Annotated in this window: 13 protein-coding genes; 3 read left to right on the forward strand and 10 right to left on the reverse strand. The window is 70.7% G+C overall.

What is annotated here, in order from left to right; genetic code table 11:
- Positions 1 to 17: 17 nt before the first annotated feature.
- Genes ACLQ2T_RS02365 through ACLQ2T_RS02375 form a run of 3 tightly spaced genes read right to left on the reverse strand, consistent with a single transcriptional unit; the run spans position 18 to position 3,185 of the window.
- Complete coding sequence (locus ACLQ2T_RS02365; RefSeq protein ID WP_425764324.1) at positions 18 to 878, reverse strand: carbohydrate ABC transporter permease; 861 nt, start codon at positions 876 to 878, stop codon at positions 18 to 20.
- A 1-nt stretch (position 879) separates the two neighbouring features.
- Complete coding sequence (locus tag ACLQ2T_RS02370; protein ID WP_425764325.1) at positions 880 to 1,881, reverse strand: carbohydrate ABC transporter permease; 1,002 nt, start codon at positions 1,879 to 1,881, stop codon at positions 880 to 882.
- Positions 1,878 to 3,185: an ABC transporter substrate-binding protein gene (locus tag ACLQ2T_RS02375; protein ID WP_425764326.1), complete on the reverse strand. Its 1,308-nt coding sequence runs from the start codon at positions 3,183 to 3,185 to the stop codon at positions 1,878 to 1,880. The genes ACLQ2T_RS02370 and ACLQ2T_RS02375 overlap by 4 nt, the downstream gene beginning before the upstream one ends.
- Positions 3,186 to 3,324: 139 nt before the next feature.
- On the opposite strand from ACLQ2T_RS02375, the gene ACLQ2T_RS02380 reads away from it, so the two are divergent.
- Both ACLQ2T_RS02380 and ACLQ2T_RS02385 read left to right on the forward strand, forming a co-directional pair.
- A complete protein-coding gene (locus tag ACLQ2T_RS02380; RefSeq protein ID WP_425764327.1) occupies positions 3,325 to 4,332 on the forward strand; it encodes a LacI family DNA-binding transcriptional regulator in 1,008 nt (335 codons plus the stop codon).
- Positions 4,333 to 4,477: 145 nt separating this feature from the next.
- A complete protein-coding gene (locus ACLQ2T_RS02385; protein ID WP_425764328.1) occupies positions 4,478 to 5,503 on the forward strand; it encodes a hypothetical protein in 1,026 nt (341 codons plus the stop codon).
- Between the two features lie 55 nt (positions 5,504 to 5,558).
- Here ACLQ2T_RS02385 and ACLQ2T_RS02390 read toward each other — a convergent pair whose 3' ends face one another.
- From ACLQ2T_RS02390 to ACLQ2T_RS02400, 3 genes are read right to left on the reverse strand one after another with little or no spacing between them, the layout of a single operon-like run.
- Positions 5,559 to 6,023: a hypothetical protein gene (locus ACLQ2T_RS02390; RefSeq protein WP_425764329.1), complete on the reverse strand. Its 465-nt coding sequence runs from the start codon at positions 6,021 to 6,023 to the stop codon at positions 5,559 to 5,561.
- A complete protein-coding gene (locus ACLQ2T_RS02395) occupies positions 5,998 to 6,657 on the reverse strand; it encodes an RNA polymerase sigma factor (protein ID WP_425764330.1) in 660 nt (219 codons plus the stop codon). The genes ACLQ2T_RS02390 and ACLQ2T_RS02395 overlap by 26 nt, the downstream gene beginning before the upstream one ends.
- A complete protein-coding gene (locus tag ACLQ2T_RS02400; RefSeq protein ID WP_425764331.1) occupies positions 6,654 to 7,961 on the reverse strand; it encodes a S8/S53 family peptidase in 1,308 nt (435 codons plus the stop codon). Before ACLQ2T_RS02400 ends, ACLQ2T_RS02395 begins: the two co-directional genes overlap by 4 nt.
- A gap of 190 nt (positions 7,962 to 8,151) precedes the next feature.
- Here ACLQ2T_RS02400 and ACLQ2T_RS02405 point away from each other — a divergent pair, with 190 nt between their 5' ends.
- Positions 8,152 to 10,764, forward strand: a complete 2,613-nt coding sequence (locus ACLQ2T_RS02405) for a CHAT domain-containing protein (RefSeq protein WP_425764332.1) — start codon at positions 8,152 to 8,154, stop codon at positions 10,762 to 10,764.
- 19 nt (positions 10,765 to 10,783) lie between these two features.
- Here ACLQ2T_RS02405 and ACLQ2T_RS02410 read toward each other — a convergent pair whose 3' ends face one another.
- The 4 genes from ACLQ2T_RS02410 to ACLQ2T_RS02425 are packed head-to-tail and all read right to left on the reverse strand — an operon-like array spanning position 10,784 to position 14,121.
- Positions 10,784 to 11,656, reverse strand: coding sequence for a PmoA family protein (locus ACLQ2T_RS02410; protein WP_425764333.1), 873 nt, complete (start codon positions 11,654 to 11,656; stop codon positions 10,784 to 10,786).
- Entirely contained in the window at positions 11,653 to 12,270 is a 618-nt protein-coding gene (locus ACLQ2T_RS02415) for a hypothetical protein (RefSeq protein ID WP_425764334.1), read from the reverse strand. Before ACLQ2T_RS02415 ends, ACLQ2T_RS02410 begins: the two co-directional genes overlap by 4 nt.
- The gene (locus ACLQ2T_RS02420; RefSeq protein WP_425764335.1) at positions 12,254 to 13,138 is read right to left on the reverse strand and encodes a carbohydrate ABC transporter permease; all 885 of its coding nucleotides are present in this window, start codon (positions 13,136 to 13,138) and stop codon (positions 12,254 to 12,256) included. The genes ACLQ2T_RS02415 and ACLQ2T_RS02420 overlap by 17 nt, the downstream gene beginning before the upstream one ends.
- A complete protein-coding gene (locus ACLQ2T_RS02425) occupies positions 13,138 to 14,121 on the reverse strand; it encodes a carbohydrate ABC transporter permease (protein ID WP_425764336.1) in 984 nt (327 codons plus the stop codon). Before ACLQ2T_RS02425 ends, ACLQ2T_RS02420 begins: the two co-directional genes overlap by 1 nt.
- Positions 14,122 to 14,130 lie beyond the last annotated feature (9 nt).

A 14,130-nucleotide genomic window follows, 5' to 3' on the forward strand; every position in this document is an offset into this window, starting at 1 on the left:
GCTCGTGCGGCTGCCGCTCAGCCCTTGACCGCACCTTGCAGGCCTCCGACGATCTGCTTTTCGGCGAAGGTGAAGAACAGGAGGGCGGGCAGCATCGCCAACGAGGTGAAGGCGAGGATGCCTGCCGTGTCGGAGCTGTACTGACTGGAGAACTGCTGCACGCCAAGCGGCAGGGTGTGCAAGCTGGCGTCACCGAGGACGAGCAGCGGCAGGAGGAAGGCGTTCCAACTGGTGACGAACGCCAGAATCCCGACGGTGACCAGTGCCGGCCGCGACAGCGGCAGCATGATGCGCCAGAGGAAACCGAGCCGCCCGGTGCCGTCGATGGCCGCCGCGTCCTCCAACTCACGCGGGATGGCCGTAAGGAAGGGCCGCAGGATGACGATCGTCAACGGCAGCGAGAAGGCGACCTGCGGAAGGATCACCGCGTAGTACGAGTTGATCAGGTTGAGGTCACGCAGCATCAGGTACAGCGGCAGGATCGCCGCCCCGGCCGGGAACAGCAGGCCCAGGGTGAAGAAGGTGTAGAGCACCTCACGCCCCCGGAAGGTGTACCTGGCCAGCACGAACGCGGCGGAGACCCCCAGGGCCACCACCCCGAGGGTGGTGCCCAGGGACACCACGGCGCTGTTGAAGGCCTGACGCCAGAAGTTGCTCTGGGTCAGCACCCGCACGTAGTTGTCGATGACCCAGGGGTCGGGCATGCCGGCCGGGTTCGCGACGATCTGCGGGGTGGTCCGGAAACCACCGATCACCACGTAGATCACCGGCGTGATCGACACAGCCGCGACCGCCAGCGCCAAGGCGTAGGTCAGGGGGTTACCCCAGGACACCGGCCGGCGCTTGGCGGGCGTCAGAGCGGTGTTCGCGGTCGTCACGTCACTTTGCCCTTCTCGTGGTGATGGCGCCCTCGATGTCTCGCCGGAGCAGGAAGCGCTGGAACACGACCGCCGCCACGAACGAGATGACGAACAGGATCACCGCGATCGCGTTGCCGTAGCCCCAGAGTCGGGCGAAGAAGCCGTTGTCCACCATGTAGGTGGCCATGGTTGCCGATGCACCGAGCGAGCGTACCGCCGGCACCGAGGTCACCCAGATCACGTCGAAGACCTGCAATGAGCCGATCATGGACAGGAACATCCAGATCCGGATGGTCGGGCCCAGCAGCGGCAGGGTGACATGGCGCTGAATCTGCCACCAGCTGGCGCCGTCGATCTCGGCGGCCTCGTTCAACTCCTGCGGCACATTGGACAGACCGGCCAACAGCAGGATGATGGCGAAGCCGACGTACTTCCAGGTCAGGACGAACAGCAGGGTCCAGATAACGATATCGAGATCGGCAAGCCAGGCCTGGACCAGACCGCCCAACCCGAGCGAGCGCAGCAGCGCGTCGAAGGTGCCGTTCTCCGTCAGGATCAGCTTCCACATGATGCCGACGGTGACCTCGGCCAGCACGTACGGCACGAAGGCCAGCAGGCGGAACACCGTACGGCCCCGGAAGGTGCGGTTGAGCAGCAGGGCCACGCCCAACGCGATGGGACCCTGGATGACCAGGGAACCGAACACGATGAGCGCGTTGTTGCGCAGCGCGTCGAGGAAGATCGGGTCCTGGAAGGCCATGACGTAGTTGTCGAAGCCGATGTACTCCGTGGGCGGACCTACTCCACGCCAGCGGAACAGGCTGTAGTAGAAGGCGAAGCCCATCGGCACCAGGACGAACATCACGTACACGATGATCGCCGGGGTGGTGAGACCAATGATCTCGTACCACTTGCGTCGCGTCTCGGCGGCCCGGCTGGACTTGCGTCCGGCGGGCCGGAGCCCCGCCGGCGGCGCGGACACGCCACCGGCGGGGTTCAGGGTCTGGTTCGTGGACGTCACTTGCGAGCGGCCGACTTCATCGCGTCGACGACCTGCTGCGGCGTCCCGCTGCCCGCGAAGATGGCGACGATCCCGTCGTTCATCGCGTTGCCGACGGTGCTACCGAAGGCGGTGTCCAGCCAGAGCTGAACGAAGGTCGCGCTGGTGGTGGCCTCCAGGATGGAGCGCAGCGCCGGGTCGGTCACGCCGGCCTCGGAGCCCTTGGCCACGGGCAGACCGGTACCGGTCTCCGCGTAGCCCTTCTGGACCTCGGGGCTGACGATGTACTTCAGGAACTCGACACACTCCGCCGGGGCGTTCTTGGCGCAGGCGAACCCGTCACCGCCACCGAGGGCGGCCTTCGGGTCACCGGGCGAACCACTGATCGCCGGAACCGGGAACCAGCCGATGAACTTGTTCAACGCCTCCTTGTCCTCGGCGACGTTGTCCAGGGTGCCCTTGTTCCAGTCGCCCATCAGCTCCATCGCGGCCTTGCCGTTGGCGAGCATGCCGTTGGCGCTGGTCGGGTCGTTCTGCCCCGGGGTGGCGATGAAGTTGTTCTGGAAGGGCTTGGTGTCGATGAAGGACTTCAGGTCCTCGCCGGCCTTGACGAAGCAGGGGTCCTCGAAGTCCAGGTCCTTCGCGGCCTTCTTCAGCGTGTCGACGGAGCAGGCCCGCAGCGCGAAGTTGTACCACCAGTGGGCGGCCGGCCACTTGTCACCGGCGCCGACCGCGATCGGTACGACGTTGATCGCCTTGAGCTTGGTGACGGCCTCGTTGAGCTCCTCGAACGTGGTCGGCGGGGCCGCGATGCCAGCCCGCTCGAACATGTCCTTGTTGTACCAGATGCCCTCGATACCCATCCGGTACGGCAGCCCGTACTGCTTGCCGTTCACCGCCCAGATCTCGGCGGAGCTGCCGATGTTGGCGACCTCGTCCTTGACCTGGTCGGTGATGTCCTTGAGGTAGTCGGCCTCGACCTGCTCGCGCATCTCACCGCCACCCCAGGCCTGGAAGATGTCCGGCGGGTCGTTGCTCAGCAGCGCGGCGGGCAGCCGGGTGCGCTGGAGTTGGTTGGTCTCGATCGCCTCGATCTCGATCGTCACCGTGGGGTGCAGGGCGTTGAAGTCCTTGGCAACCTTCTGCCAGTACTCCTTTCCGACCCCGTCCTCGCTGGCGTTGTGCCACCAGGTCAGGGTTACCGGGTTCTTGAACAGCTCGCTCTCGGCGGGCTCGTCGGACTCGCCTCCGCTGCATCCGGTGGCGAGTAGTGCGGTGGTGATGGACAGCGCTAGGGCGGTACGTACGCGGCGCTTTATAGCCATCGGTATCTCCTCGACTAGTCAGTCGCGGTGCTCGGCCTGCGGGGGAGTTTTACAGCCGTGTAACCGAGTGTCAATCGGTGTCGATAACGTTTTCGATACGCCACTCATCGAACCCCGTCTGCCCTCTATCATCGTCGGCGTGGCGTTCCCGCAGCGTGTCAACATGTCGGACGTGGCCCGCGCGGCCGGCGTCTCCGTGGCAACCGTATCCAAGGTGGTGAATGGTAGGTACGGCGTGGCGCGGGCTACCGTCGAGCGGGTTCAGCAGGTCATCCACCAACTCGGGTACGAGGCCAGCCTCGGCGCGCAGAGCCTGCGCAGCCACCGGACGAACGTCCTGGGCATCCTGGTCGCGGAGTTCGAACCCTTCTCCACCGAACTGCTCAAGGGTGCCTCGGCGGGGGTGACCGGCACCGGCTACCAGTTGCTCGCCTACTCCAGCGGCGATGTCGCCGGCACGGCCGTCGGCTGGGAGCGGCGATCGCTGGCGCGGCTGTCCGGAACCCTGATCGACGGGGCCGTGATCGTCACCCCGACGGTGGTGGAGACCAAACAGGGCTTCCATGTCGTGGCCGTCGACCCGCACACCGGCCCCTCGGGTCTGCCCACTGTCGACTCCGACAACTTCGCCGGGGCCGTACTGGCGACCAACTACCTGCTCTCCCTCGGTCACCGCCGGATCGGGCACATCAGTGGACGGGCCGATCTGGAGTCGTCCCGGCTGCGTGAGGCGGGCTTCCGGCAGGCCATGGCCGACGCGGGCGTGACTGTGGACGAGCGGCTGGTGCGGGTCGGTGGCTTCCGCATCGAGAGCGCCGCCGGGACGGCCGCCGAACTGCTCGCCCTGCCGGACCGGCCGACCGCGGTCTTCGCCGGTAACGACCTGTCCGCGATCTCCACGATCGACGTCGCCCGCAGCATGGGCCTGTCGGTCCCCGACGACCTGTCCGTGATCGGCTTCGACAACGTTCCGGAGTCGGCCCTGGTCAACCCCCCGCTGACCACGATCATGCAGCCGATACAACGGATGGGCGCCGAGGCGCTGCGCCTGCTGGTCGATCTGATCGCCGGTGTCGAGCGCGACATCCACATCCGGCTGCCCACCGAGCTCGTCGTCCGCGCCTCCTGCCGACCGCTGCCGGACTGAGCACGGGGGCGATTCGCCGATTCTCGCACCATCTGACGGGACGTATTTCCGGGTCGGTAACCGGCTCTTGAAGGACGTCATGGCGCCGACACAACGCCGCAACGCGCTTGTCGACGCACGCTCCGACGATGGGAGAAACCCTGTCATGAGCAGTCTAGGAAGACGGGTCCGCCGGGCCGCGATGGTCGGGCTGACCGCTGCGGCGTTGACCGGCCTGCTGGGTGCCAGCGCGGTCGCCGCGCCGGTCGAGGCGACCGCGCCCGCCGCGCTGACCAGCACCACCGACATCTACATCAAGGACGTCGCCGCCGATGTCGGGGTCCAGCCGCACAACCTCAATCCGTTGTGGGCCAGCCCTGACATCAAGGTCTGCCCGAACCCCACCGAGTGTGCCGTCAGTCAGAACCCCGTCGTCGGGGTGACCAACTACATCTTCGTCAAGCTGCGTAACCCCGGGCCGTACGGCTCCGGGGTGGGCACCGGGACGCTTCAGGTCTACCGGACGACCCCCGGTGGTGGTGCGGTCTGGCCGACCCACTGGACCCAGATCGGGGCGGCCTACGTGACCGTGAACCCGGGTGTCACCACGGTCATCATCCCGTGGACCGGGGTACCCGGGCCGGGCCACTTCTGCCTGCTGGCCCGCTGGGTGTCCGCCACCGACCCGATGACCATCGATGGTCCGGACATCAGCCTCAACACCCGGTACAACAACAACGTCGCGTGGCGCAATGTCGACTCGGTGCAGCTCGGCGCGGGTCAGACGACTCCGGCCGTGCGGCCCTTCGCCATCGGCAACTCGTTGCGGGTGCCCTCGCGCAACGAGGTGGTCTTCAACGCGACTGAGCCGTTGCAGGGCATCGGCGGCCGGGTGGTCGTCGACCTCGGCCCGGACCTGTTCGAGCGGTGGCGCGCCGGTGGCGCGGTCGGCAACGGCGTACGACCGATCGGCCGGACCCAGGTGGAGATCGTCGAGCCGACCCGGGCCAGCCTGGGCAACCTGCTGCTCAATCCCGGTGAGCGGGTGCAGTTCTCGCTGCTCTTCTCGGCCGAGGTGGCCAGTGACCGGGAGATCGCGTTCAACGTGACCCAGTTCGGCCCGGACACCAGCGGAGCCAAGTCGACCGACCTGGGTGGGGTGCAGTACCTGATCAGCGCCGCAAAGCGCTGACTCCGGGGGGTGTAGCGGGGGTCGTGGGCCGGACCGGCCCGCGGCCCCCGTGCCGTCAGCGCAGACAGACCCAGTCGGTGATCACGGTGAACCCGCCGGCCTCGGCCCGCAGTCGGACCGGGCCGGGCGGCGGTACGCCGAGGGAGAAGAGTCCCACGGGGTCGACCGCTGTCTCGTCGTAGGTGCCGGTGGCGGTCCGGGCACTGATCCGGCCACCGTCGGCGGGGCAGAGCTGCCCGACGATTCCCGCCGGGCTGACCTCGATCTCCAGCAGGACCGGGCCGCCCCGGAAGGACAGGGTCCGCACGGAACCGGTCGAGCGGGTGAGTCCCGCGGGTTCCGCCTGGCACGCCGAGTCGAAGGTCAATTCGGCTAGGGTCAGTTCGGCGTCCACCGTCCGCCAGGCGAACGCCGCCCGCGCCGCGACCAGGTGTTCCTCGGGCACTCCCCCGGTGTCTCGCAGCGCCGCACCCAGCTCGGCGGTCAGCCGGTCGTCATCGGCCGGCGGCCACGGCTCCATCGCGCTCCCCTCCCGTCGAGGCGGCGGATCGGTGCCCTCCAAGGTACGCGGCCAGCGCCCCGGACTCCCGCAGCCGACGCAGGCAGCGGGCCTGGGTGGGGCCGATGCTGCCGACCGGCCTCCCCATCCGCTCGGCGATCTGCCGGTAGCTCAGCGGTGGATCGGCGGTCAGCAGGGACAGCAGTTCCCGGCAGCGCGGCGGCAGCTCGGCGAAGCCCTCCCGCAGGGCCTGGTGTCGCTCGGCGCGGAGCAGGTCCTCGTCCGGGGTGGCCGCCTCCGCCCAGCTCCCGTGGCACCCCTGAAGGGCCCCGTCGGAGGGATCGAGGGGTTGGGTACGCCGGCCCAGACGCGAGATCCGGTAACACTCGCGTCGGGTGGTGACCGCCAGCCAGGTCGCCAACGCCTCCGGTTCGCGTACCTGGTCCAGGCGCTCCACCAGACGCAGCCACACGGTCTGGTTGACATCGGCGGCGTCGGCGGCGGTCAGGTCGTGGGCCCGGATCACCGAGTACACCAGCGGGGTGTAGCGGCGGACCAGTTCCACCCATCCCGACTCGTCCCCGTTGGCCGCGGCGGCTACCAGATCACTCGTGCTGCGGCCGGCCACCACGGCACCGCCGCCGTCGACGCTCACCCGACCAGCACCCCGTAGTCGGGGTGCCAGCGTGGCATGGCCAGCAGGGCCAGCCGGGCGGCGTCGGCGCTCAGGCCACCGGCGGTCATCAGGGCGGCCAGCCGACCGCTGACATGGGCGGTGGCGAAGGAGGTACCGGACCAGCGGGCGTAGCGGTGGAAGACCCGGCTGGGTCGTCCGGGCAGCGGCAGAATGCCCTGGACGAAGGTGCTGTCGTGCTGACCCAGGGCACAGGCGTCCACCCAGGGCCCGAATCCGCTGTAGTCGGCCGGCACCAGGCCGGCCGGACCCGTCCGGACCGCCGCCACGGCCACGACCCGGTCCAGCGCGGCCGGCCACAACGGTCGGCCGGTGCCGGCGTTGCCCGCCGCGGCCACCACCGCGGTCGTCGGTGGCATCGCCGCCACGGCGTTGGCCAGGGGCAACGAGGGCTGGTCGTCCAGGGTGAAGCCGCCCAGGGAGAGGTTGACCACGCTGACCTGGGGGGCCAGTCGGCTCAGGGCGGCCACCACCATCGACTCGTCGCCGATGCCGGTGGGCTCCAGGGCCGTCTCGGGATCGACACGTACCCCCGGGGCGGCCTGGCGCACCACCCCGGCGACGAAGGTGCCGTGACCGCCCTGCGGGGCGAGCACGTCGGTGTGCAGGTAGAGGGGGTCCTCGTCGTCCGGCTCCGGCAGGTAGGCCCCACCCAGCCAGTCCGGGTGCTGCCCGCCGGCGTACCGCCAGATGCCGGTGTCGCAGATCCCCACGGTCACCCCGGCCCCCTCGGCCGCCCGGGCCGGATCCGGTGGCGCCAGCGCGGTGATCGCCCGGGGTGGTCCGCCCGGGTTGCCCATGATGTTGCCCAGGCCGAGCAGCACATGGTGCGGTTGGACCAGCGGAATCCGCTGACCGGGCCACTGCCGGGGGTCGCGCAGCAGCGTCACGATCGCGGGGATGTCGGTCTCGGCGGAGAACAGCAGCCGGGTGACCCCGGCGAAACCGTCGCCGACGAGCACCTGGTGTCCGTTTTTTCGCAACCAGGCGGCTACTCGCCCGGTGTCGTCGGCGGCGGTGAGCAGTTGCCGGGGGCGGTAGAGAATTTCCCTACCCGCGACTGTGTGCCGGCGCACATTGCGATCGGCATTCACCACCCGGTCGAAGGCCTGTTGATAGGCCGCGTCGTCGGCGTCCTGGTCGGCCAGGGCCGGGACCGGACGCCATCCGGCGCCCAGTGGGGTGGCCGCCGCAGCCAGTACGGACGCGACCAGCAGCCGCCGTCGGGACAACCGGCCGCCTGGTCGGGGGTGGTCAGGAAGCACGGGGCCCTCCCAGATGGCCCGGGAATCGGCAGGCCACGGATGGCCGGCGAGGCGAATTCCGCAGGCCTTACCGATTCTTCCAATCAATCGTCGGATGTCAATGGGCTTGCCGGCTGGCCCCACCCTGAACCCATCCGTCAGGCCATTTGCCGACATTGACGCTCCGCGATAGTTGGGGAACGCTTGATCCATGCCCGACAGCACCGCTGCCGGTGCCGGCGGCACCGCGCAGAGGGCGCTCGACACCGTCCAGCGCCGTCCCCGTGAGGCGATCATGATCGCCCAGCGGGTACTCACCACCAGGTACGGCGACGACGACGAACGCTCCACGGCGGAGCGCGCCATCGGCCTGGCGCTGCGGGAACTCAACGACCTCCCCGGTGCCCTGCGCCACCTGCGTCGGGCGGTCCGGACCGCCGAGACGGCCCGGACCCGGGCCCTGGCCCGGATGAGTCTGGGGTACGTCCTGGCCAACGTCGGCCGCACCTCGGCGGCCCTGCGGGCGGTGACCGCCGCCCTGCCCGAACTCACCGGAGCCGACGCCGGGCGGGCCCGGATGCAACGGGGGGTGGTACTGCACTACCGGGGCCGGTACGACGAGGCGGTCCGGGACTACACCCTCGCCATCGACATCGCCCAACGCGAGGGTGACCTGCTGCTGGAGGCCCGCGCCCGCAACAACCGAGGGCTGCTCAACGCCCACCGGGGCGCCCCGGGCGATGTCGACGACCTGGCCCGGGCGGCAGCGGTCTTCCGCGATCTCGGGCTGGACCTGGCCGCCGCCGACGCCAGTTGGAACAGCGGAATCGCGGCCGGTCGACGCGGGGACATCGCCGGGGCGCTGCGCCGGTTCGCCGCCGTCGGGCAGGAGTACCAGCGGCTGGCCGTACCTCGACCGGCGTTGTTACTGGACCGCTTCGAGTTGCTGCTCTCGGTGCCCCTGGTGGAGGAGGCCACCGAGGTGGCCGCGGCGGCCATCCGGGAACTGCGCCGCCGTGGCATGGCCTCCGACCTGGCCGAGGCCCTGCTGGCCCAGGCTCGGGCCGCCCTGCTCGCCGGTGACCTGGACACCGCCACCGAGGCCGCCGCCGCGGCCGGGAGCCGGTTCCGGCGGCAGGGCCGCCGCACCTGGGCCGCCTTCGCCCGGCATGTCGAGTTGCGGGCCGAGTTCCGCCGGGGGACCCGTACGGCCTCCTTGTTCACCGCGATGGTGCGCACCGCCGACCGGCTGGAGGCCACCGGTTGGGCGGATCCCGCGCTGCTCACCCGCATCGACGCCGGCCAACTGGCGGCGGCGCTGGGCCGCACCGACCGGGCCGCGCAGCTGTTCGCCGTCGCCGCGGGTACCCGGGGCCGGGGCACCGCCCCACGACGGGCCCAGGGTTGGTACGCCCAGGCCCTGTGGCATCGGCTGCGCGGCGAGGAACCTGCCGCCGCCCGGGCCCTGCGCCGGGGACTGGCCGTCCTCGACCGGCACCGCACCTCCCTCGGCGCCACCGAACTGCGGGCCAACAGCGGGGCGTACGGTCAGGAACTGGCGGCCGAGGGGCTGGACATCGCCGTCCGGGCCGGGGCACCGACGCGGGTGTTGGCCTGGGCGGAACGGTGGCGCGCCCACGCGGTACGGACCCGACCGGCCCTGCCACCGGAGGACGCCGACCTGGTCGCGGCCCTGGCCGAACTCCGGCTGGTCAGCGGCCTGCTGGAGGACGCGGTCCTGACCGGTCGGCCGGTACGCGCCCTGCGGGGCAGGCAGGCCCGGTTGGAGCAGCGCATCCGCGACCTGTCCCGGCACGCGACCGGCGGCCCGGACACCCTGACCCCGCCCCGGGTGAACAGCCTGGCCGCCCGGCTCGGTTCCCGGGTGCTCGTCGAACTGTTCGCGCACGGGGACCGGCTGGGGGCGGTGCTGGTCCGCGACGGTCGGGCCAGCCTGCACGACCTCGGCTGTCTGGCCGAGGCGACCCGGTTGACCCGATGGCACCGGTTCGGGCTGCGCCGGCTGATCGTCACCGGGGACTCCGCCGCCGCCCGGGCCGCCGTCGAGCACGCCGCGGCGGCCCTGGACCGCCAACTGTTCGACCCGCTGCGCCGACGCCTGGCCGACCGGCCGCTGGTGATCGTGCCGGTCGGGGCCCTGCACTCGGTCGGTTGGGCCGGACTGCCCACCGGCACCGGGCGGGCGGTCACGGTGGCCCCCTCGGCCGCCGCCTGGCTGGCCGCCGAACAGCAGGGCGCGCCCCGGGGCAGCCCGGTGCTGGCCGCCGGTCCCCGGCTGCCCGCCGGTGCGGTGGAGGTCCACCGGCTGGCCCAGGTGCTGCCGGCCGCCCGGCTGCTCACCGGTGGGCAGGCCACCGCCGCCGCCCTGACCGCCGCCCTGGACGGGGCCGCGATGGTGCACATCGCCGCGCACGGCGCCTTCCGCGCGGACAACCCCCAGTTCTCCACCCTGGAGTTGGCCGACGGGCCGCTGTTCGCCTACGAGTGGGAAGGCGTCGCCCGACCGCCCGGCTGTGTGGTGCTCTCCGCCTGCGAATCAGGGCTGACCGGGGTACGCCCCGGCGACGAGATCATGGGTTTCGCGGCCGTGCTGCTGGCCTTGGGCACCCGGTGCCTGATCGCCACCGTGCTGCCGGTGCCGGCGGCACCCACCACCGCACTCATGCTGGATCTGCACCGTCGGATGCACGCCGGGGTCGGCCCGGCGCAGGCCCTCGCCGACGCCCAGCGGGCCTTCGTCGCCGGTGGCGACTCCACCGCCCCGGCCACCGCCGCCGCCTTCGTCTGCCTGGGCGCCGGCTGACCTCATCGAGTGGCGCAGCTCAGCTGCCGCCTGCACCCCGGGTCGACCGGTCAGCCTGCCACCGCTGGATCTCCGAGGCAGTGTGGGTGCCGTCGGCGATGACGACCTGGTAGTGGTTGCGGCGGGCCTGGCCGGCCGGGATGGTGGCGGTCTGCGCGAAGGCGAAGGCCACACAGACCCCGGGATACATGCCCGCACGGACGAACCACCGGTCCCCCGCAGCCAGACCACTGAAGACCAGGGTGTACGCCCCGCCCTGCGGCGCCCGGCCGGTCATCGCCACCCAGGGCTCGGCACACCCGTTGACGGCCTCCTCGCCGGTACGCGAGGCGGTGAACACCCGGGGTGTCTCGGCGGCCACCCCCCGCCAGAAGAACCCGCCGTAGCCGGCGCCACCGGGGCGACCGTTGGTGGCCGGGCTGCCCAGCACGACCTCCCGGTCGGCGGGGGCGGTGAGGGTGCTGTCGATCTCCAGCCGCCACCGGCCTGCCCCGTCGGCTGCGGCGGTGAGGGTACGCCGCTCGGTCAGCAGGACCTCGCCGGCCGGATCGCACCAGTGCAGCCGGTGGTCCAGCCGGTCGGCCGAGCGGTGTTGCCAACCGGTGTGCACGATCCGGCCGTGGTCGGCACGCCAGGTGTAGCCCTGGTCTCGGACATAGGTGCGCCCGCCCCACAGGTTGGTGCCGTTGACGTCCTGCACGGCCAGGGAGGCCCCGAGGTGCCAGACATGGTCGGCGGGCAGGGCGTCCGTGACCGGGGTGCCGGCCAGGGTCCGCACCGGATGCAGGTAGGGCCGGGGGCCGTGCTTGGCCGCCAGGTCGGGGGCCGGCACGTACCGGGCCACCGGGACCCCCTCGACCAGCAGCTCCTGATCGGCGACCTCGGCGCTCACGACAGCTCCGGGCGGGTGACCGGCCGACGGCGGGCCACCGCGTGCACGGCGGCCAGTGCGTACCCGGCGAGGATCGGCACCGCCACCGGGGTGACCAACACCCCTAGCAGCACGGCGACCAGGCTGGTGCCGGCCAACCCGGCGCAGGTGGCCGGGTGGTCCAGGCAGACCCGGGCGGCCCGGGAGGCCGCCGAGGTCCACCCGGTGCCCCCGGTACGGCCCACCTCGACCACGATCGCGGCGAGATACCCGAGCAGGACCGCCGCCACCAGAGTGGTGAGGGCCATCCCCACCGGTCCGCCCGGCACCCGGCCGGTGGCCAGTACCACCAGGTTGGTGGCGAGCAGCCCCAGACCGCCGAGCCCGAGCAGGGTGGCCGGCAGACCGGGCAGCAGTCCCCGACCGAACCGGGACAGGGTCCGCCGGGCGGTGGGCCAACTGCCGGTGGCCAGCCAGTCGTGCACGGCCGCGCTGGCCGTGCCGACCGCGGCACCGGCGGTCAGCACCGGGGCCGAGGCGAGCACGGTCAGGATGCCCACCAGGGCCAGATCGGCCCCGTCGCGTACGGTGTCCCGCCAGTCGCGGCCGGGCGGCTGGTCAACCCTTGATTCCACTGGTGTTGATCCCCTCGACGAGCATCCGTTGGAAGGCTACGAAGAACACGAAGACCGGCAGCAGGGACAGCACCGCCATGGCGAACATCGGGCCGATCGCGCTCTGGCTGGTCGAGTCGATGAACAGGGTCAACGCCACCGGCACGGTGTAGTCGCTCAACTCGGACAGGAAGACCAGTTGCCGGAAGAACTCGTTCCAGGTCCAGATGAACGAGAAGATCGCCGTGGTGACCAGGGCGGGTCGGCTCAGCGGCAGGATGACGTGCCGGAAGATGCCGAAGGCCCCGGCACCGTCGATCCGGGCGGCCTCGTCCAACTCGCGCGGGATGCCCCGCATGAACTGCACCATCAGGAAGACGAAGAAGGCCTCCGTGGCGAGGAACTGCGGGATCAGCAGCGGAAGGTAGGGCCAGTCCCCGCCGACCAGGCCGAGGGTGCGGAACAGGATGTACTGCGGCACGATCAGCACGTGCGCCGGCAGCAGCAGGGTGCCGATCATGATGGCGAACCACAGCCGCCGCAGCCGGAACTTCAACCGGGCGAAGGCGTACGCGGCCAGCAGGCAGCTCACCGCGTTGCCGACGACGGTCAGCAGGCTGACCATCGCGCTGTTGAGGAAGAACCGGCCGAAGCTGACGTCGAAGTTGCCCCACCCGTCGGTGTAGTTGCCCGGGGTGAAGCGCTCGGGCAGCAGACCGATGTTGCTGACGATCTCCTGCTGCGACTTGACCGAGGTGCCGATCATCCAGATCAGCGGGTACAGCACGACCGCCACGATGGCCAGCAGGATGATCAGCCGCAGCCAGGATCGGCTGCGCGAGCGCTGCGGGCGGGCCGCCACGGGCGGGGCCACGGTGTTCGCCACCATCAGCGGTCCTCCCCGTCGGAGTAGTGCACCCAGAACCGGCCGGTGCTGAAGAGGACGGCCGTGATGAGCGCGATGGCGATCAGGAAGACCCAGGCCATCGCGGAGGCGTAGCCCATCTCCAGATCGGTGAACCCGGCGATGTACAGGTTCAGCGTGTACATCAGGGTCGAGTCGATCGGCCCGCCGGTGCCGTTGCTGAGCACGAAGGCGGCGGTGAAGCCCTGGAAGCCGTTGATGGTCTCCAGCACCAGGTTGAAGAAGATCACCGGGGAGAGCATCGGCAGGGTGACGCTGACGAACTGCCGGAACTTGCCGGCCCCGTCCACCGCGGCGGCCTCGTACAGCTCGGTCGGCACCTGCTTGAGCCCGGCCAGGAAGATCACCATCGGAGCGCCGAACTGCCAGATGGCCAGCACCATCAGGGTTTCCAGGGCCCAGTCCGGGTCGTTGACCCAGGGCTTGCCCTCGATGCCGAACAGGGCGAGGAAGGAGTTGAACGCGCCATCGCGGTTGAACATGTTCACCCAGACGATGGCCAGCGCCACGCTGCCGCCGAGCAGCGAGGGCAGGTAGAACAGACCACGGAACAACCCGACCCCGCGCCAGGCCCGGTTGAGCAGCAGGGCCACCCCGAGCGCCGCGGCGAGTTTCAGCGGTACGGCGATCAGCGCGAAGCGCAGGGTGACCCGGACGGAGTGCCACCACGAGGGGTCGGCGGTGAACATCCGTTCGTAGTTGGCCAGCCCGACCCATTCCACCTCCGACCACGGGGTGAGGATGTCGTAGTTGGTGAAGCTGAGGTACAGCGACAACAGCATGGGTAGCGCCGTGATGCCCATCAGACCGATGAGCCAGGGCGACAGGAAGACGTAGCCGGCCAGACCTTCCCCGTGCCGGATCCGTCCGGTCCCGCGCCGGGTGGCGGGGGGTCGGACGGATCCGGTGCCGCGGCGAGTCGGGTCGGGCGCCGTGGTCAGGGCCACGAACTGCTC

It is taken from the genome of Micromonospora sp. DT229, assembly GCF_049844505.1.
Classification (GTDB): Bacteria; Actinomycetota; Actinomycetes; order Mycobacteriales; family Micromonosporaceae; genus Micromonospora.

Coding starts and splice junctions, on each gene's coding strand:
- ACLQ2T_RS02375 (WP_425764326.1), bottom strand. CDS start 3,185: ATGGCTATAAAGCGCCGCGTACGTACCGCCCTAGCGCTGTCCATCACC.
- ACLQ2T_RS02385 (WP_425764328.1), top strand. CDS start 4,478: ATGAGCAGTCTAGGAAGACGGGTCCGCCGGGCCGCGATGGTCGGGCTG.
- ACLQ2T_RS02390 (WP_425764329.1), bottom strand. CDS start 6,023: ATGGAGCCGTGGCCGCCGGCCGATGACGACCGGCTGACCGCCGAGCTG.
- ACLQ2T_RS02405 (WP_425764332.1), top strand. CDS start 8,152: ATGCCCGACAGCACCGCTGCCGGTGCCGGCGGCACCGCGCAGAGGGCG.
- ACLQ2T_RS02420 (WP_425764335.1), bottom strand. CDS start 13,138: ATGGTGGCGAACACCGTGGCCCCGCCCGTGGCGGCCCGCCCGCAGCGC.